Origin of the sequence: Novosphingobium sp. CF614, from assembly GCF_900113255.1 — a bacterium.
Lineage (GTDB): Bacteria > Pseudomonadota > Alphaproteobacteria > Sphingomonadales > Sphingomonadaceae > Novosphingobium.
Map to the genome: position 1 here is coordinate 87,109 of NZ_FOOR01000002.1, position 18,878 is coordinate 105,986.

Genomic DNA, 18,878 nt, shown 5'->3' on the forward strand with positions numbered 1-18,878 from the left:
GTGGAAGAAACGCCGGACGATCAGACCGAACGCGCGCGCAAGCTTTTCGCTGGACCGGTGGCTTTCCTCAAGAGCGCGCCCGCGCTCAAGTTCCTGCCGGAACCGGACGTGCCGGAGATCGCCTTCTGCGGGCGTTCCAACGTCGGCAAGTCCTCGCTGCTCAACGCGCTCACCGGCAGGAAGACGATCGCGCGCACTTCGGTTACGCCGGGGCGCACGCAGGAGCTGAACTTCTTCGATGTCGGCGATCCGCTGCGGTTCCGCCTGGTCGACATGCCCGGATACGGTTTCGCCAAGGCCCCGCCCGCCGTCGTCGAGAAGTGGCGGAGACTGGTGCGCGACTTTCTGCGCGGCCGCGTCGTGCTCAAGCGCACGCTGCTGCTGGTGGACAGCCGCCACGGCGTGAAGCCGGTCGATGCCGAGATGATGAAGATGCTCGACGAGGCGGCCGTGGGCTACCGCGTCGTCCTTACCAAGGCGGACAAGATCAAGGCGAGCGAGCTGGAGCAGGTTCATGCCGCGACCCTGGCCGAAGCGCGAAAGCATTCCGCGGCTTTTCCTGAGGTGTTTGTCACGAGTTCGGAAAAGGGAATGGGTATAGAAGAACTGCGCACGGCCGTGATTGGCGACGTGGAACTATAAAGCCGGCCCCCGCGCATCCGGAAAATCCACGCATTTTCGCCATTATGACGATTGCGTGACACAATCGGCTCGAATAAGGGCACGCGCCGGGAGGGTGCCAAGGAAGGGGGGACATCTCGCCAATGCGACAGATTGCCGTTCTTCCCTATCGCACCCTGGGCGCGGCCGTGGATGCGCCGATCCAGATCCTGCTGATTACCTCGCGCCAGACGCGCCGGTGGGTCATTCCCAAGGGCGGGCTCATGAAAGGCCTGCCGCCTCACGCCGCCGCCGCGATCGAGGCGGAGGAGGAGGCCGGCGTGCTCGGCGCCGCCTGCCCCACGCCGCTGGGCTCCTACCGCTACCGCAAGCGCCGCAGTTCCGGCGCTTCGGTGTGGGTGGACGTGGACGTGTTTCCGTTCGCGGTGACCGAGGAGCTTGAAACCTGGGACGAGCAGCACCAGCGCGAGCGCCGCTGGTTCTCGCTCGCCGAGGCCGCCCGCGCGGTTGATGAGGAAGACTTGCGCGCGCTTATTCGCAGTTTCGGCGCGCGCGAATTTCGCGCCGCCGCCAGTCCCGCCCGCCTGATTGGGGCGATGGCCGACAAGATGGCCGACAAGACAGGGGTCAATACGATGTTCGCCTGGTTCCAGAAGCTCATGCCGGTGCAGGGCAATTTCTTCGACCTGTTCGAAAGGCAAGCCGCGACGCTGGTCGCCGGGGCGGACGCGCTGGCGCGGCTTGCGCAGGGCGGTGCCGGACGCGCGCAGCACATCCGCGAGATCGAGGAACGCGAACACGACGCCGACGATATCACCCGCGAAGTGCTCCAGACCGTGCGCCGCAGCTTCCTTACCCCTTTCGACCGCTCGGCGATCACCAGCCTGATCTCGACGATGGACGACGCCATCGACGAGATGCAGCAGACCGCCGGGGCCGCCGATCTCTACGAGGTCGTGGAGTTCGAGCCGGAAATGCGCGACATGGCCGCGATCATCGTCGATGCCGCACGCCTGACCGCGGAGGCCATGCCGCTGCTGCGCCGGATCGCCGAGAACGGCCACCGCCTGCATGAACTGACCGAGCGGCTGGTACGCATGGAAGGCCATGCCGATGAAATCCACGCACGGGGCCTCAAGCGCGTGTTCAAAGCGAGCGCCGGAAGGGACCCGCTGCACTTCGTCGTCCGGCAGGAGATGTTCAAGCGGCTCGAACGCGTGGTCGACCGTTTCGAGGATCTTGCGAACGAGATCGACGGTCTCGTCATCGATCACGCCTGATCGGGCCCGGCCATGGATCATAGTCTTGCCTTGCCGCTTCTGGCGGGCCTTGTCGTGCTGGCGCTGGCGTTCGATTTCCTGAACGGCCTGCACGACGCCGCCAATGCCATCGCCACCGTGGTCGCGACGCGGCTGCTCTCTCCGGTCATGGCGGTGCTGTTTGCCGCCGCCGGCAACTTCGCGGCCTACTGGTTCGTCGGCCTCCACGTCGCCGAGACGGTGGGCAAGGGCATCATCGACAAGGATGCGGTCACCCCCGCGGTGGTGTTCGGCGCCCTGGTGGGGGCGATGTTCTGGAACGTCGTCACCTGGGTGAAAGGCATTCCCTCCAGTTCCAGCCACGCGCTGATCGGCGGTCTGCTGGGCGCCGGCATGGCCCATGGCGGCTTCGGCGTGGTGGAAAGTTCGGGCACGAACAAGACCGTGATCGCGATCTTCCTGTCGCCGATGATCGGCTTCGGCATCGCCATGCTGCTGATGCTGCTGACGAGCTGGCTGTTCAAGGGCATCTCCCCGCGCCACTCGAACCGGACCTTCCAAGGCCTGCACCTTGTTTCCAGCGCAGCCTACTCGATCAGCCACGGCGGCAACGACGCGCAAAAGACAATGGGCGTCATCGCCGTGCTGCTCTATTCGACCGGACACCTTTCCGGCGGCTTCCACGTGCCCGGATGGGTCGTGCTGTCCTGCTACACCGCGATCGCGCTGGGCACGCTCTCCGGCGGATGGAAAATCATCAGGACGATGGGCTCGAAGCTCACCAAGCTCAACCACCATTCCGGCTTCTGCGCCTCCACGGCGGGCTCGGTCGTGGTGTTCGGGGCGAGCGCGCTGGGCATCCCGGTCTCGACCACCCATGCGATCACCGGCTCGGTTGTGGGCACCGGTGCCGCCCGCCGTGCCAGCGCGGTGCGCTGGTCGGTGGCAAGCCGGGTGATCGTCGCCTGGTTCATCACCATTCCCGCCAGCGCCGCCGTGGGCGCACTGTTCTATGCGCTGACGTTGCTGTTCTGATTCGCGCGTTCATTCTCGACAGGACGCGCGGGAACCACTAGGTCCAGCCCGATCCCAGGTTTCCGGAAGCGAGACTCTACCTCTCTTCGTCGTGGCGAGGCGGTCACGCCGCCGAAGCGATCCAGGGCCGCGGCCACAACGCCCTGGATCGCCGCGCCGCCTTCGGCGGCTCGCATTGGCGAAAGGAGAAGGCTATGAATTCCGATCGATGGAACTTGTCATAACGCCAGAGGGACCCCCGCCCGTGAAGCTCATCATCGGCAACAAGAACTATTCAAGCTGGTCGCTGCGCGGCTGGCTGGCCTGCAAGCAGTCCGGCCTCCATTTCGACGAGATCACCGTCCCGCTCTATGGCGAGGACTGGGAGGACACCAAGCACAGCTCCGACGATCTTGCCCCCTCGCATGGCAAGGTGCCCATCCTGTGGGACGGCGATGCCGTGGTGTGGGACAGCCTGGCCATCATCGAATACCTGGCCGACAAGGTCGGGCGTGATCGTTTCTGGCCCAAGGCCGACGATGCCCGTGCGATGGCGCGCTCGATGGTGGCGGAAATGCATTCCAGCTACCTGGCGCTGCGCCGTTCGTGCCCGATGAACATCCGCGCGCGGGTCGCGGGGGCAAGGCTCGACGAGGAAATACGGGCCGACATCGTGCGCATCCTCACGCTCTGGGCCGAGGCGCGAGCCCGTTTCGGCAAGGGCGGGCCGTTCCTGTTCGGAACTTTCAGCGCCGCCGACGTGATCTACGCCCCCGTTGTCAGCCGCTTCCTGACTTACAGCATCAGCGTTCCCGGTTTCGCGCAGGCCTACATGCAGGCGGTCTGGGAGCACGAATGGATGCAGCAGTGGATCGCCGCCGCCGAGGCCGAGGACTGGGTGATCGAGCAGTTCGAAATGCCGATGGCCTGACATGATGCTTCGCGGGATCGTCCTGCTGCTTGGCATGCTCGCGGGCTTGTGGTCCGCGCCGGCATTCGCCTGGGGGGCCTATGGCCACCGCACCGTCGCCGCGATCGCGATGGAGAACGTCTCCCCGCGCACCCGCACGCGCATCGGCGGCCTGCTGCGCGCCGAGCGCGACCTGGTGACCCCCGCGTGCCCGGTGAAAAGCCTGGAAGACGCCTCGGTCTGGCCGGACTGCATTCGCGGCGAAGGCTGGCGCTGGGCCTACACGTTCCCCTGGCACTACCAGAACATCCGCGTCTGCGCGCCGTTCGACATCAAGGCGAACTGCGCCAACGGCAGCTGCGTCAGCGCGCAGATCGAGCGCAATGCCCGGCTGCTCGCGGACCGGCGCCTGCCCGTCGGCGAGCGCCTGGAAGCACTGGCTTTCCTCGTCCATTTGATTGGTGACCTGCATCAGCCGCTGCATGTGGGCGAGAACGAGGATCTGGGCGGCAACAAGGTCAAGGCCGACTACGGCATCGCGCCGGGCGGCAATCTCCACGCGATCTGGGACGGGGCGCAGGCCGAGCGTGCCATTTCCTCCGCGCGGCCTTCGTTGGCACGCCGCTACAGCGCCGCCGAGAAAACCCGGCTCGCTACCGGCACGGTGGAGGACTGGGCGCGCGAATCGTGGCAGGTCTCGCGCGACTTCCTCTACCCCGCGGCCTTCGGAAAGCTGCCCTGCGGCAAGAAGGAAGCAGACAAGATCGTCTGGACCGAAGCGGCGATCGAGCAGGCGATCCCCATCGTCGACGAACGCGTCGAACGGGCGGGGCTGCGGCTCGCAAGGATGCTGGACGAGGCGCTGGGATAATACGCTGTTCGTCGCCACTAACCTACCGCATCCGCGCGGTCGGATAAGGCGTGCCGTCCTTGCGGAAATAGCCGTCGCCATCGAACTGCATGTCGATGTCCGAATAGGCGCCGGTGCCGTCGCGGTTGCCGGCGCTGATGGCTACGAAGCTGCAATCGACGTCGCTCTCGTTAATCAGCTGGTGGCCGTTGGTAACGCCCTTGGGCCATGCGCAGACGTCGCCGGACCTGAGCACGATTCGCCCCGTATCCTCGACCAGCACGGCTTCGCCGGTCAGCATTATCAGCAGTTCGTCCTCGTGATCGTGCCAGTGGCGCTGGCTGGACCAGGCGCCTGGTTTCAGGACGACATGGCTCGCCCCCATCTCCGTCAGCCCGCCGGCAGGTGCGAGACGGCGCCACCAGCGGCCCGCCACGGGCTCATGGAATGGTGCCGGATAGCCGGTGGCGTTGGATTGCGGAATCGCTTCAAGGTCGAGCTTGGGCATGGTCGTTTCTCCGGCAAACTATGGTCTTCGCGCTATGGTTTTCGGGGGCGGCTTGTGCGATGGCACACGATATGTCCCAGACCGCGCCTCTGACTTCAAGCGTCACCGAGCTTGCCGAAGCCCTGATCGCGTGCCCGAGCGTAACCCCCGCGACAGGCATGGTGTTCGATTGCCTTGAGGAACAGCTTACGCCGCTCGGCTTCGACGTGGCTCGCTTCGTCGCCGGCGAGGCGCCCGATGGCCCGGTGGAAAATCTCCTTGCCGTGCGCCGCGGCCCGGTCGGTTCGCGCCACTTCGCCTTCGCCGGCCATCTCGACGTGGTGCCGCCGGGAGAAGGCTGGACCACCGCGCCGTTCCTGCCGCAACGGCGGGGAGAGCTTCTCTATGGCCGGGGCGCGGTCGACATGAAGGGTTCGATTGCCGCGATGATCGCCGCCGCCCGGGACATTCCGAAGGAGGCCGGCACGATCAGCTTCGTCATCACCGGCGACGAGGAAGGACCGGCACGCTTCGGCACCCTCGCCCTCATCGACCTGATGCGCAAGCGCGGCGAGATCCCGGACCTGTGCCTGGTCGGCGAGCCGACTTCGGTGCACCGGCTCGGCGATACGGTGAAGATCGGTCGCCGCGGCTCGATCAATGTGTTCCTCGATGTCGAGGGCGTGCAGGGCCACGTCGCCTATCCGCACCTGGCCGACAACCCGATCACCCGCCTGGTGGCGATGCTGGCCGAATTGAAGGCGATGGCGCTCGATGCAGGGACCGACTGGTTCCAGCCGTCCAATCTCGAAGTGACCGACCTTACGGTCGGCAATCCGGCGCACAATGTCATCCCGGCCAAGGCGAGCGCGCGCATCTCGATCCGCTTCAACGACCTGCACACCGGCGCCGAGCTGGGCGAGCGGGTTTCCGCGATTGCCGAACGGCACGGCGGCACCGCGCGGGCCCTGGTTTCCGGCGAGGCCTTCCTGACCCAGCCCGGCGCGTTCTCTGCCATCCTGGCCGAGGCGATACGGGGCGAAGCCGGCATCGAGCCCGAGCTTTCGACCAGCGGCGGCACTTCGGACGCACGCTTCCTCAAGGATCTCTGCCCGGTGATCGAGTTCGGCCTGTGCAATGCGACCATGCACAAGGGCGACGAGGCAGTGGCGATCGAGGACCTGGAGGCGCTGGCCCGGATATATCGCCGGGTTGCCGAAGCCGCTCTGAAAGCTGGACAATAGCCCCGCCGCTTGCAAGTCTAGGCGGGACGCGCCGGTATCGATGGCGGCAAGGGGACAAGCGCGAATGACCGACCTGGTGGAAACCGACGGACCTGCCCGGACAGGGCACGCGGGCTTGCAATGGTGGATTCTGATCGGCTTCGCCACTGGGCTGATCTGCGGTCTGCTTGCCTATACGTTCGCGAACGATGCACCCTGGGTACAGGCGCTCATCAGCTATGTCACGATCCCGATCGGCCAAGTCTTCCTGCGCCTGCTGTTCATGCTCGTGATACCGCTGCTGTTTTCCGCATTGGTCATCGGCATCGCCGAGATGGGCGAGATCCGCGCGTTACGCAAAGTCGGCGTCGCGACGCTGGTCTATACCTTCATCGTCTCAGGCATCGCGGTCGTGCTGAGCCTGCTGATCGTCGACACGCTGCGGCCGGGGGACGGTGTCGATCGCCAGGCGGCCCAGGAACTGCTGGCGAAAAGCGCCGATGCCGCGGGCAGCATCGTCCAGTCGTCCGCGAACGCCAAGACCGGTGTCGAGGCGGTACTCGGGCTGATCCCGTCGAACGTCGTCACCGCCATGAGCAACAACGACATCCTGGCGGTGATGTTCTTCGCGCTGTTCTTCGGCATCGGCCTGCTGATCGTTTCGACACCGCGCACGGCCGTGCTCAAACAGACGATCGAGGGCGTGTTCGAAGTGGCGATGAAGTTGATCGGCATCGTCATCAAGATGGCGCCGCTGGCGATCTTCTGCTTCATGTTCAACCTTGCCGCGCAGTTCGGGTGGGACTTGCTGTTCAAGCTCGCGGCCTATGTCGGCGTCGTCCTGCTGGCGCTGGCGGTGCAGATGTTCGGGGTGTTTCCCGCGCTGCTCGTCTTCGTCGCGCGCAAGAACCCCATCGCCTTCTTCCGCGAGACGCGCGAGGCCAGCGTGATGGCCTTTTCCACCGCCAGCTCCAACGCGACGCTGCCGACCGCCCTGCGCGTCGCGGACGAAGAGCTGAAGCTGCCGGGCCGCATCGCCCGCTTCGTGCTGACCATCGGCGCCACTGCCAACCAGAACGGCACCGCCATGTTCGAAGGCGTCACGGTGCTGTTTCTGGCGCAGTTCTTCGGGGTTGAACTCGATCTCAGCCAGCAGCTCTTCGTAATGCTGATCTGCATCCTTGCCGGCATCGGCACCGCGGGGGTTCCCGCCGGTTCGCTGCCGGTCATTGCCCTGATCCTGGGCGGCGTTGGCGTGCCCCCCGAAGGAATCGGACTGATCGTCGGCGTCGACCGGTTCCTCGACATGTGCCGCACCACGCTGAACGTCGTGGGCGATCTCGTCTGCGCGACAGTCATTTCCGCGTTGAGCCAAGAACAGCGTGACGGCATCGAGGACACGGCGAACGATGTTTGAGGGATGCCGCCAAGGGGCCGCGCGGACCTTGGCGAGCAATTCGCCGCCATCCTGGGCCCTCGTGGGCCTCGTTCTTAGTGCCGGATGCCTTAATTCGCCAGTTTCACCGGTACGAACGGCCCCATCCCGCAGCCGGCGCCGCGCTGGTAGCTGCCGCCGTACTGCTGTAGCGGATAAATGATGTCCGTCCGGCACAGCTGCGACAGCGAGGTCGCGTAAGTAAAGGTATCGGCCGCTTTCAGCCCGCCGCAAGTGTTGGGCAGGGTGACGCGCCAGGCCTTGCTGCCGACCGGACCGATGAAGTCGATCGTCCGGTCGTCACGGATGCGGGTGCTGGAGAACTGATTGATCTGCAGGCAGTCCTGCGCCGGCCCGATCGCTTCGGCGGCCGGAGCAACGGGCGGCGTCTCGCCGGGCGCTCCCCCGGTGCAGGCGGCAAGCGCAAGCGGGGCGGTGAACAATGCGGCCTGACGGATGATCTTCACGGCAACCTCCTCCTTTTTCCCGGCGAATCGGCGGCAGGAAAATTACCGGCCTTCCTTCAGGCGGAGGCTCCGGTCCCTGGCCCTGGACTTTGTCTTTTCGCCGGTGCGTGGAGTATCTTAGGCTTATGGCCGCACAGATCAACCACCGGGCAGCGCCAGCACTCGGGCGTACGCGCCTTGCAGATGTAGCGCCCGTGCAGGATCAGCCAGTGGTGCGCTCCGACGCGAAACGGGCCCGGGACTTTCTTTTCGAGCTGCTTTTCGACGGCAAGCGGCGTCTTGCCCCTGGCAAGGCCGGTACGGTTGCCGACACGGAAGATATGCGTGTCGACCGCGAAGGTTTCGGCCCCGAAGGCGCAGTTCATCACGACGTTGGCGGTCTTGCGCCCGACCCCGGGCAGTTCGACCAGCGCATCGCGATCGGCAGGGACCTCTCCGCCATGGTCGCGCACGAGGATTTCGGAGAGGGCGATGACGTTCCTGGCCTTGGCGTTGAACAGGCCGATGGTCTTGATGTGCGCCTTCAGCCCCTCTTCCCCCAGGCTCAGCATCTGTTCTGGCGTCTTCACCGCGCGAAACAGCGCCCGCGTCGCCTTGTTGACGCCTACGTCGGTCGCCTGCGCCGACAGCACCACGGCGACGAGAAGCTGATAGGTATTGCCGAACTCCAGCTCGGTCTCGGGCGCGGGATTGAGTTCGGCGAGCCGGCGGAAGAATTCAAAGATATGGTCCTTCCTCAAAGCCCCAGCACCTCGGGCATGGTGTAGCGGCCCGGCTGCTTGTCCAGCAGCCACTGCGCGGCCTTGATCGCGCCCTTCGCGAAGATTCCGCGGTTCTCGGCAATGTGGGAGAGAGCCAGGCGCTCGTCATCGGCAAGGAAGTGGACGGTATGTTCGCCCGCCACGGTGCCGCCGCGCAAAGCCGCGAAGCCGATCGTGCCAACCTCGCGCTTGCCGGTGATGCCGTCCCGGCCCCGCACGGCGTTCTCGCCCAGGTCCGCGCCGCGCCCTTGCGCCGCCGCCGCGCCAAGCAGCAGCGCCGTACCCGAAGGCGCGTCCACTTTCATGCGGTGATGGGTCTCGACGATCTCGATATCCCAGTCCTCGCCGAGCCGGCTGGCCGCCTCGCGCACGAGATGGGCGAGCAAGGTGACGCCGAGCGAGGTGTTGCCGGTCTGGAGCACGGCAATGGTCTCGGCCGCACTGTCGATCAGCCAGTGATGACGTTCCTCGAGCCCGGTGGTCCCGATGACGATCGGCACGCCCGCCGCCATGGCGGCATCGAGATTGCCTTCAAGCGCGCTCGGGCTGGAGAAGTCGATCAGGACATCGCAGACCCCGGCCAAGACCGCGACGTCACCGCCCCGGCCAACGCCGCCGGCAAGGTCTTCACCCATTCCCGCAACGGCCGCCTGCAGAGCCTGCCCCATGCGCCCCATGTTGCCGATGATTCCGATTCTGGCCATTGCTTATCCCTTCAATGGCCCGCTTCATGGTCGCGATACCCGCGTTGCGCAATATCATGACGACCGGAAACGCGTGGGTCCCGGCCATAATCGCGGCTTCGCCTCGCGCTCCCCGTTCAAACCGTTATGACGGATTGGACCAAGCGCGCCTCGATCGGCGACTGGAGGTGGTAGCCTTGGAAGAGATCGCATCCCAGCGTCATGAGCAAGCGCCGCTGCTCTTCGGTTTCGACACCCTCGGCGACGATGTTCAGCCGCAGCGCACGCGCCAGGCGAATGATCGCGTCGATCAACGCCACCGCCTCTTCGCTATGTTGCAGGTTGCGGATGAACGAACGGTCGATCTTGATCTTGTCGACCGAAAAGCGCTTCAGCGCCCCGAGGTTGGAATAACCGGTTCCGAAATCGTCGAGCGTGATACCGAAGCCCATGGCCTTCAGTTTGGCGATGTTTTCGAACGGCACCCCGGCATCGTTGAGAAGCGACGTCTCGGTTATTTCGAACTCATAGCGGCTTGGACTCACGCCATGACGCTGGACGAGATCGGCGACCGTCGCGGCGAAATCCGGCGATCGAAGCTGCAGCGGCGAAACGTTGATGGCGATGCACAGATCCTGCCAGTCAGCGGTTTCTGAAAAGACCATTTCCATCACGAACTTGCCCAGTTCGACGATCAGGCCCGCGTCCTCGCAAAGCGGGATGAACATGGCGGGCGACAAAGGACCGATTTCGTCGTGATCCCATCGCAGCAGCGCCTCGAGACAGACCGTGCGACCGTCGACATCCTTTTCGGGCTGATACACCATGTACATCGAACGGTCGTGCAGGGCCTGCCTGAGGTCCCGCTCCATCGCGACACGCTTGCGCTGCGCCGCATCCATCTCCGGTTCGAAGAAGGTCATGCGATTGCGCCCGGCCTGCTTGGATCGGTAGAGCGCGATATCGGCCTGGCGCAAGGCCTCGGCCGGTTCACACCGAGGATCGGCAATGACCGTCACCCCGATGGAACAGCCGATATCCGCCAGGCCCGCGTCCAGATGGAAGGTGTTCTCGAACTGCCGGAGCACGCGTTCCGCCAATCGCGACGCGCTCCGCGGCGAACTTTCCGATTGCAAGATGACGAATTCGTCCCCGCCAAGCCGGGCAACCGTATCGTTGTGCCGCAAGATGGTTTGCAAGCAAGTGCCCACCTGCCGGATCAGTTCATCGCCAGCGGGATGCCCGAGAGTGTCGTTCACTTCCTTGAACCGATCGAGATCCAGGCAGTGCACGGCAACCACGCCGCCATGTCGCTGGGAGTGGATGAGCATCTGAGTCAGGCGCTCGAACATCAGCGCGCGATTGGGAAGCCCGGTCAAGGGATCGTGCAGCGCGACGTGGCGAGCCCGTGCCTCGCTGGCGATCAGGTCCCGGGTGAGTTCGCTGCTCCTGCGCAGCACGATCCAGGCGAGCGAGGCGAAGAAGGCCACTATCGTGACCAGAATGAACGGCAGGCGCTCCGCGATTTCCCGCGACGGTGCCAACGGCTGCCATGTCAGGCATGCCGCCGGGCGGCCCGAATGGTCGCGCAGGGGCGCGGAAGCAAGGCTCGCGGGAGCCCCGCAGCCCGCCAGGACCCCCAGGCCGGTAAGATGATGCATCCCTGAAAACCGCGCCAGCATGGGTTTGTCTACCGCGATGTCGGCGATGAGGAAGCCTTTGCCGGACCGGGATGGGGCCGTGATTCGCAGCCACGTCCGCTGGTCCTCGACGAAAGTGGAAATGCCTCGCCGGGCAATGGCCTGCGCATCGAACCACGCACGGACATCCTTCGATCCCGTCACGGTTTCCAGCGGAGCCTCGACACTTTGCCTTGTCAACGCCCGATTCCCCCCGCGGACTGCGTTTTCCGTCTGGTCCGAGGCAAGCAGCGAGACGAACAGGGCCTGGAACTCCTTGGACTGCTTGTCCCAGCTCTCCGTCACGATCATGCGTTCATAGGCACGGGCCACCTCGCCGATCTGTCCCGCCATGTAGATGATGGCGAAGCACAGAAGAGCCAGCGCCCCCACGATGAGCGAGATCACGAGCCGGAACATGCGAATTCGGCGCTTGTCCGTATGGCTCATTGCTTCGGAACTCACGACTTGACAGTGCCCATGACAAGATCCCTCGGCGTTGCACGCCCCCCGCGCGGGTACAACACTCCCTTTCCCAGTCGGCATGGTAGCACAGGCAGTCTTGCCAGGTTGCTAATATGAACCAGGTGAAACGATGCTGCGCCTGTTGAGCGTTTCCCAGCCGCGTCGACTTGGCACGGCCAGCCAATCCGGGCATTGATCGGGCATGACCCACGCGAACATCGTCGTACTGACCGGGGCGGGCGTTTCCGCCGAAAGCGGTATCGACACCTTTCGCGATGCCGGAGGGCTGTGGGAACGGCACCGCGTCGAAGACGTGGCGACGCCCGAAGCCTTCGAGCGCGACCCTGATCTGGTCCTGCGCTTCTATGACATGCGGCGCGAAGCGATACAGGCCAAGCAGCCGAATGCCGCGCACTTCGCGCTGGCGAAGCTGGAGAGGGCATGGCCGGGCGACGTCCTGATCGTTACCCAGAACATCGACGACTTGCACGAACGCGCGGGCGCGCGCCGGGTGCTCCACATGCACGGCGAGCATCTCAATGCCTGGTGCACCGCTTGCGATGCACGCCCACGCTGGACGGGGCCGCTGATCGGGCGCCCGCCATGCCCGGAATGCGGGGAGAGAATGCTCAGGCCCGATGTCGTCTGGTTCGGCGAGATTCCCTATCGCATGGACGAGATCTTCGCCGCGCTGCGCGAGGCGCACATGTTCGTCTCGATCGGCACTTCGGGCGCGGTCTATCCCGCAGCGGGTTTCGTGCGCACCGCGCGCGATCTTGGCGCGGCCACGCTCGAACTCAATCTGGAGCCGAGCCAGGGCACGCTGTGGTTCGATGAAGCGCGCCACGGCCCCGCGACCCAGGTGGTGCCGGCGTGGGTGGAGGAAATGCTGGCCCAGGCGGGCGAATGAGAAACATGCGAACGGCGCTGGCGGCGAAATGGGAAACGACATTGCCGTGAACCCGGATTCTCCGCCCGGCCAAATCGGGGAATATCAAACGGTGGAACCCGGCTTTCCGCCACATCCCCTGCAATCCTGGTCCCTGGCGATTCGCAGGGCGCGCATCGAGGGCGCCAGCCCGTCGATCAGGTGCAAGGTGCCGAACTGCGGGTCGCCGAAAGCCGCGCGGCCGGCGAGCAGGACGCGAATCGCATGCATGGCGGCGAAAGTACCGACCATGCCCGCCATCGCGCCCAGCACGCCATCGCCGGCGCAAGTATCGCAATCCTGGGCATCGAAGGCGTCGCCCACGAAACAGCGGTAGCAGGACTCGCCCGGCAGATGTCCGGCGAAGTTGGCAACCTGGCCCTGGAACCGGCCGATCGCGGCGCTGGTCAGCGGTATGTCGAGCTTTACACAGGAATCTGACACCGCCAGCCGAGTCGCGAAGTTGTCACACCCGTCCAATACGAGACTCGCGCCGGAGAGGACCTGAGCAGCGTTGTCACCCCCCACTCGCGCGACGACTGCATCGACCCTAAGGCCAAGATCAAAACGCCGCACCCACTCGGCCGCCGTTTCCGCCTTGGGCTGGCCGACATCAGACGGCGTGTAAATCGTCTGGCGCTGGAGGTTGCTGACGTCGACGACGTCATCGTCCACCAGCGTCAGTCGTCCTATGCCGGCTGCGGCCAGGTATTGCAGTGCAGGACTGCCGATCCCGCCGCAGCCGACAAGCACCACATGCGCGTCGGCCAGCGCGACTTGCCCTGCCCCGCCCAGTTCGGGAAGGACGATGTGCCGCGCGAAGCGCGCGAGCCGCTCGGAAGGGAGGCTCACGCCGCGCCCGTATCCTCGGGCAAGCGTTCCCTGATGAAGCCATGCAGGCCAAACCACCATTGGGTGGCGATCACCCCGCCTTTTGCCGGCTGCAACATGCCCAGCATCATGAACAGCGCCAACGGCACCAGGATCGCGACCATCGCCAGCGGCCCCAGTTCGAAATCCAGCGAGAGCGCGATAATCAGCGGCGCCATCAGGTGGCCGGTGACGAGGATCGCAATATAGGCCGGGAAGTCGTCAGCCTGCTGCGGACTGAGATCCAACGTGCAGACCGGACAGCGATCGAGCGGTTTGAGCCATTTGCGAAACAGGCGGCCCTCGCCGCAACGCGGGCATTTGCCACGCATGCCCCGCAGGGCGGCTTGGGCGAAAGTGGCTGGAATCATGGCTGCTCACCTACAGCAACCGGGCCGGTCGGTGAAGCCGCAAAAGGTTGATGCGCAAGACACCCGGGACGTCGGGGGGGTGGGGGACGGCGGGTGCCTTGCGCATCTGAGTGAACCGGGGGGAACTCAGTCCATTGCGGCGTAAACCCGGTTGCGGCTGCCGTTCTTGGCTTCTCCGAGCGCGGCATCGGCCCGGCGGACAGCATCGCCGAATTGAGCGAAAGTGCGTACCGGCGCGAGGCCGCAGGAGAAAGTCACCGGCCAGCCCTGGGCGCTCAAGCTTTCGTCGAGAGCGACCGACGCACGCAGGCGTTCCATAATCATGCGGGCTTCATCGAGCACTGTGTTCGGCAGGAGAACCGCGAACTCCTCGTCCTCGCGGCGCGCTACCACGTCGCTGCGGCGCAGCCCATCCTCCAGACGCCTGGCGATCGACTTGAGCAGCTGTTCGGCGGCGGCCTGCCCGAACTGGTCATTGATGAGCTGGAAATGATCGATGCCGATCAGCACCAGCACCGCGTTATGCTCACCTTGCAGCACTTCTTCCGCCGAATCGAGAAAACCCTGATTGTTGCGGATACCCGTGAGCGGATCGCACTCGACGGGTCTGGTCGGTTCACGCTCGCGCTCAACCCTGCCGGTCGATTCTTTCGCGGCCGTATCTTTCGCAAACACGGTGACGCCGTCGAGCAGGTCGTTGCCGCCGCGCGGGATCGCCTGGAGCATGGTCGCGGCTCTGGCGACGGGGGACAACAGCCCGTGAATGGCAGCCAGGCCAATGCCGGTTGCGACCAGCGTAGCCGCAAGCAGCATGACAAGCGTGGCCACCTGCCATTCGCCGGTAATAGCCTGGAAGGCGATACTGGCGATGAGTGGAACGTGAATGGCCGCAAGGCAGACCAGCAACAATCGTCGCTCGTAACTGCGCGGAAAAAGAAAGGCGGCGACATTGTAAAAACGCATCGAGGAGCCTCATCGTGACACGGACGCGAACGAACGTGCGGAACTTACGACAAGGCTAGTCAGTAGCATGTCACCAAGCTGCGATATTGGTCGAATGCGACAGAATATGCCGATGCATACGTTTTAATTCAGCATGAGATCGCGGTATTGCTGAAAATGGCAGGGCAGAACCGCCGCTCAACAGGGTGCGAGTGAGTCTTGATGGTTAATAGAATATAACTTTGCTTCTGCGTTTGAATACGCGAAGCATGCCGTTGCAGCAAAGGAGCGAGGGCTTGTTGTCACAGCGGTTCGTCAGGCGGGGTCGACCGCGCGTCGTTGGACGCATGCAGGCCCAAGCGCGCCAGATGGAGCGCCTTGTTCAAAAGCCTGTGGATGACCGCAGGAAATCCCGGGGATGGATCAGCTTTCGAGTTGCCGCAACAGCGAACGCACGTCGCCGTCCATGTCCGCATCGCGCGTGCGCAGTTCCTCGATCAGGCGCACCGCGTGGATGACCGTCGAATGATCGCGCCCACCGAACTTGCGGCCGATTTCGGGATAGGATCGCGGGGTCAGGACCTTGGCGAGGTACATCGCCACCTGGCGCGGACGCACGACCGCGCGGGCGCGGCGCTTGGAACTCATTTCGGTCCGGTCGATCCGGTAGAACTGGCAGACCGTGCGCTGGATCTCGTCGATGGTGATGCGCCTGCGATTGGCCGAAAGGATATCGGTAAGCTGTTCCTCGGCCAATTGCAGCGAAACGGTCTGACCGGTAAGCTGGGCATAGGCGATCAGCTTGTTGAGGCCGCCCACCAGCTCGCGCACATTGCGATTGATAGTGCGCGCAAGGAATTCGATGACGTCGGCGGGCACCTCGATCGAAGCGAAGCGCGTAAGGCGGTTTTCCAGGATCGAGCGGCGCAGTTCGATGTCCGCCGGCAGGATATCGGCGACAAGGCCCATCGACAGGCGCGAGAGCAGGCGCGGCTCGACCCCGTCGAGCGCCTGGGGCGCGCGGTCGGCGGCGAACACCAGCCGTTTGCCTTCGGCAAGCAGCGCGTCGATCGTATAGAGCAGCTCTTCCTGTGCCGACGCCTTGCCGATGATGAACTGAATGTCGTCCACCAGCAGCAAGTCGAAGCCGCGCAGGCGCGATTTGAACTCGATCATCTGATTCTGGCGCAGTGCCTGGACGAACTCGACCATGAAACGCTCGGCCGAACAGTAGAAGATCCGGGCGTGCGGGTGATTGGCAAGATAGGCGTGGCCGATCGCATGGAGCAGGTGGGTCTTGCCCTGGCCTGTGGCCGCCTTGAGGTATAGCGGCGAAAACTGCGGCGCCTCGGTGGCGGCCACCCGCTGCGCCGCGTTGAACGCCAGCACGTTCGCGGTGCCTGTTACGAAAGTCGCGAAAGTCTGCGAGGCATCGATCCCGGCCGGCCCCTGGCCGAGCGAGGCGAACGATTCGCCCGCCAGCGCGGCCGAGAGCGAATCGGCGGTGCCATGTGCCGAATCATTGGCCGGCGCGCTGCTCGGACGGCCACCGCTGCCCAGGCGCAGTTCAGGCAGTTGGCGGCGGCCGGGATGGACGAGGATGCGCACGTGGCGCACGTCGGGACGCGCGATCTTCCAGGCCAGCGAGAGACGATCGGCGAAGCGGTCCGTCACCCAGTTGGCCGAGAATTCGGTCGGCAGGTAGAGATCGAGCGTGCCCGTCTCCTTGCAATAGTTGCCCGGCTGGATCGGTTTGATCCACTGACTATGCGCCTGGTGCCCCAAGTCCTTGCGCAAGCCTTGGCTGATGTCCGCCCAGTCGGCCGCCAGATTCACGGCTTCCTGATCCTCTTCCATCGCCACTCGCACCGCCTTAGACTTTCTGTTTGCCAGATGATTTGCGCCCTGACCCGATGAAGAACCCGACACCAGCATTAACTCCTCTGGCTCGTGTGACCCCAAGCGCCCGCATCGAAACCGGTTTCAATCGAAACGCGAGCAAAACGAGACGCGGGCAAAAACGCCCCTCAACCGCAAACGCAGGTTTGCGGTTGTTGTTTCATCTGCTTTCGTTGTTTCCCCGGCCAGTTCCGCAACGGCCGGCACCCCTTGTAGGAAGCTGTTTGCCCGACAGGCAATATGGGGCGGGACAAATAAAAAAATTTTTGGCGGTTGACTCACGCATGAGTGCCCAATTTCCGTCACGAAAATGTTTTATACTTAAAAATCAGTGTCTTCTGCGACGCGGTGCGGCGAATCGCAGCGATTCCGGGCACTTGCCCCATGGCGTGTTGCAGCGCAGCTAAAAAAGGGAACGGAGCCGGAGATCATCTCTCCGGCTCCGTTCCCTTTTCGTCCTCAAGGCAGGCGCCGAACGCCCGCCCGGAAGGACCGACTCGGCGGCTGATTCAGAGCGAGGCGACGCGCTTGGTCAGGCGCGACATCTTGCGCGCGGCCGTATTCTTGTGGAGCACGCCGCGGGCAACGCCGCGCGCCAGCTCGGGCTGGGCTGCCTGGAGAGCCTCGGCAGCAGCGGTCTTGTCGCCACCCGCGATCGCGGCTTCCACTTTCTTGACGAAAGTGCGGATGCGGCTGACGCGGTTGATATTGATCTCCGCCCGGCGCTCGTTGCGGCGGATGCGCTTGCGGGCTTGCGGCGTATTGGCCATGAATATTCCTCTGTCTGGCCGCCCTGCGGCCCATTGCCTGATCGAATCTCGGGTGGCGAGCGGACTCGCCGGAAAGCGCGCCCCTTAGCGGTGGACCCGCCTCGCGTCAACCCGCCGGAGACGCCGCAAACCGCCTATTTCTGGCATTTGCGGCACCAGAAGGTGCTGCGTCCGCCCTGCACCAAGCGCAGCACCGGGGCGCCGCAACGACAGGGCTCCCCTTCTCGCCCGTAAACCTGCCAGGCGGCGGCGAAATAGCCGAGTTCGCCCGAGGGCTGCGCATAGTCGCGGATGGTCGATCCACCCGCCGCGATCGATTCGGTAAGTACCGCGCGGATCGCCGGGACCAGGCGGGCGAGCGCGGCGGCACCGACGCGCCCGGCTTCCTTGTCAGGGCGTATCCCGGCACGGAACAGTGCCTCGCACACGTAGATGTTGCCCAGCCCGGCGATCACGGACTGGTCGAGCAGCATCTGCTTGATCGGGGCCACACGCCCGGCAAGCGCAAGCGCAAGCTGCCGCGGGCTCAGCGCCTCGCCCAGCGGCTCGGGACCGAGGTTCGCGAAAGGCCCCCAGGAATCGAGCGCGGCAGTGGCGACCAGGTCCACCGAACCGAACCGCCGCGCGTCGTTGAGCGCCAGCACGTGGCCCGCGTCGGTCTCGATCACCAGGTGGTCGTGCTTCTCCGGCCGCTCCGGCTCGATCCGCCAGCGCCCGGACATGCCGAGGTGGAAGACCATGGTCCGTTCGCGGTCGGTATGGATCAGACCATACTTGGCGCGCCGCCCCATCGCAGTGACGCGCGCGCCGGTGAGCGCCTGAACGAGATCGGGGGGAAATGGACGGCGCAAGTCCGGCCGATTGACCGAGACGCGCGCGATCCGCCGGCCTTCGAGAAAGCGGGTGAGGCCCCGCACGGTGGTTTCGACTTCGGGAAGTTCGGGCATCGGCCACTGCGTTAGCGGGATTGCCGTGCCGAGTCATGGCCGAACCGATCCAGCGCATCCAGGCTGCCGGGACCATGCGTCCGGGATCCGTTCGATCGCCCCGGCTTTACTCTACTCAATTGGTCGACAATAGGCCTCGCTTCACCTCAACATCATTGTCTATCAAAAAAGTTGAGATAATCCGGAGGTGTCGGGACCGTGATCCGGGTCGACCGAGCTGTTACGCGATCAGGAGTCTGGTTTATGGCCGGCGACACAGCCGCTAGTGTGGTAGAGTTAAGCCAGGCCGTCATCCCA

Annotated in this window: 19 protein-coding genes; 8 read left to right on the forward strand and 11 right to left on the reverse strand. The window is 64.7% G+C overall.

The genetic code is table 11. The features are described 5' to 3' along the window. The 5 genes from yihA to BM052_RS03305 all read left to right on the forward strand — a co-directional run bounded on the left by yihA (position 1) and on the right by BM052_RS03305 (position 4,675). A complete protein-coding gene (gene yihA / locus BM052_RS03285) occupies positions 1-642 on the forward strand; it encodes a ribosome biogenesis GTP-binding protein YihA/YsxC (protein WP_091143211.1) in 642 nt (213 codons plus the stop codon). Between the two features lie 122 nt (positions 643-764). Then, positions 765-1,901 (forward strand): DUF47 family protein, encoded by a 1,137-nt coding sequence (locus tag BM052_RS03290; protein ID WP_091143214.1) that lies wholly within the window; start codon positions 765-767, stop codon positions 1,899-1,901. A 12-nt stretch (positions 1,902-1,913) separates the two neighbouring features. Next, the gene (locus tag BM052_RS03295; RefSeq protein WP_091143216.1) at positions 1,914-2,915 is read left to right on the forward strand and encodes an inorganic phosphate transporter; all 1,002 of its coding nucleotides are present in this window, start codon (positions 1,914-1,916) and stop codon (positions 2,913-2,915) included. Positions 2,916-3,159: 244 nt separating this feature from the next. Next, entirely contained in the window at positions 3,160-3,825 is a 666-nt protein-coding gene (locus BM052_RS03300) for a glutathione S-transferase family protein (protein WP_091143219.1), read from the forward strand. Positions 3,826-3,829: 4 nt separating this feature from the next. Next, on the forward strand, positions 3,830-4,675 hold the full coding sequence (locus BM052_RS03305; RefSeq protein ID WP_091143886.1) for a S1/P1 nuclease: 846 nt from the start codon (positions 3,830-3,832) through the stop codon (positions 4,673-4,675). Positions 4,676-4,697: 22 nt separating this feature from the next. On the opposite strand, the gene BM052_RS03310 is transcribed toward BM052_RS03305, so the two are convergent. Continuing rightward, a complete protein-coding gene (locus BM052_RS03310; protein ID WP_091143220.1) occupies positions 4,698-5,162 on the reverse strand; it encodes a cupin domain-containing protein in 465 nt (154 codons plus the stop codon). A gap of 71 nt (positions 5,163-5,233) precedes the next feature. On the opposite strand from BM052_RS03310, the gene dapE reads away from it, so the two are divergent. Both dapE and BM052_RS03320 read left to right on the forward strand, forming a co-directional pair. Further along, positions 5,234-6,385: a succinyl-diaminopimelate desuccinylase gene (gene dapE, locus BM052_RS03315; protein WP_091143223.1), complete on the forward strand. Its 1,152-nt coding sequence runs from the start codon at positions 5,234-5,236 to the stop codon at positions 6,383-6,385. Positions 6,386-6,449: 64 nt separating this feature from the next. Continuing rightward, positions 6,450-7,781, forward strand: a complete 1,332-nt coding sequence (locus BM052_RS03320) for a dicarboxylate/amino acid:cation symporter (protein WP_091143226.1) — start codon at positions 6,450-6,452, stop codon at positions 7,779-7,781. Between the two features lie 89 nt (positions 7,782-7,870). Here BM052_RS03320 and BM052_RS03325 read toward each other — a convergent pair whose 3' ends face one another. From BM052_RS03325 to BM052_RS03340, 4 genes are all read right to left on the reverse strand, one after another. Further along, a complete protein-coding gene (locus tag BM052_RS03325; protein WP_091143229.1) occupies positions 7,871-8,266 on the reverse strand; it encodes a hypothetical protein in 396 nt (131 codons plus the stop codon). 56 nt (positions 8,267-8,322) lie between these two features. Then, entirely contained in the window at positions 8,323-9,006 is a 684-nt protein-coding gene (gene nth, locus BM052_RS03330) for an endonuclease III (RefSeq protein WP_091143231.1), read from the reverse strand. After that, positions 9,003-9,731 (reverse strand): 4-hydroxy-tetrahydrodipicolinate reductase, encoded by a 729-nt coding sequence (dapB, locus tag BM052_RS03335; protein ID WP_091143234.1) that lies wholly within the window; start codon positions 9,729-9,731, stop codon positions 9,003-9,005. The genes nth and dapB overlap by 4 nt, the downstream gene beginning before the upstream one ends. A gap of 116 nt (positions 9,732-9,847) precedes the next feature. Further along, the gene (locus BM052_RS03340; protein WP_177198308.1) at positions 9,848-11,839 is read right to left on the reverse strand and encodes a putative bifunctional diguanylate cyclase/phosphodiesterase; all 1,992 of its coding nucleotides are present in this window, start codon (positions 11,837-11,839) and stop codon (positions 9,848-9,850) included. Between the two features lie 217 nt (positions 11,840-12,056). On the opposite strand from BM052_RS03340, the gene BM052_RS03345 reads away from it, so the two are divergent. Continuing rightward, positions 12,057-12,764, forward strand: a complete 708-nt coding sequence (locus tag BM052_RS03345) for an NAD-dependent deacylase (protein WP_091143240.1) — start codon at positions 12,057-12,059, stop codon at positions 12,762-12,764. Positions 12,765-12,848: 84 nt separating this feature from the next. On the opposite strand, the gene BM052_RS03350 is transcribed toward BM052_RS03345, so the two are convergent. The 6 genes from BM052_RS03350 to mutM form a co-directional block, all read right to left on the reverse strand. Next, a complete protein-coding gene (locus BM052_RS03350) occupies positions 12,849-13,634 on the reverse strand; it encodes a HesA/MoeB/ThiF family protein (RefSeq protein ID WP_177198309.1) in 786 nt (261 codons plus the stop codon). Continuing rightward, entirely contained in the window at positions 13,631-14,023 is a 393-nt protein-coding gene (locus BM052_RS03355; protein ID WP_091143244.1) for a DUF983 domain-containing protein, read from the reverse strand. Before BM052_RS03355 ends, BM052_RS03350 begins: the two co-directional genes overlap by 4 nt. Before the next feature lie 126 nt (positions 14,024-14,149). Then, on the reverse strand, positions 14,150-14,986 hold the full coding sequence (locus BM052_RS03360; RefSeq protein ID WP_091143247.1) for a GGDEF domain-containing protein: 837 nt from the start codon (positions 14,984-14,986) through the stop codon (positions 14,150-14,152). 402 nt (positions 14,987-15,388) lie between these two features. Next, positions 15,389-16,822, reverse strand: coding sequence for a chromosomal replication initiator protein DnaA (dnaA, locus tag BM052_RS03365; RefSeq protein WP_091143249.1), 1,434 nt, complete (start codon positions 16,820-16,822; stop codon positions 15,389-15,391). 551 nt (positions 16,823-17,373) lie between these two features. Continuing rightward, entirely contained in the window at positions 17,374-17,634 is a 261-nt protein-coding gene (gene rpsT, locus BM052_RS03370) for a 30S ribosomal protein S20 (protein ID WP_091143252.1), read from the reverse strand. A gap of 134 nt (positions 17,635-17,768) precedes the next feature. Continuing rightward, positions 17,769-18,581 carry a bifunctional DNA-formamidopyrimidine glycosylase/DNA-(apurinic or apyrimidinic site) lyase gene (gene mutM, locus BM052_RS03375; RefSeq protein WP_091143255.1) on the reverse strand — a complete coding sequence of 271 codons (813 nt, stop codon included), beginning with the start codon at positions 18,579-18,581 and terminating at the stop codon, positions 17,769-17,771. Between the last annotated feature and the right edge of the window lie 297 nt (positions 18,582-18,878).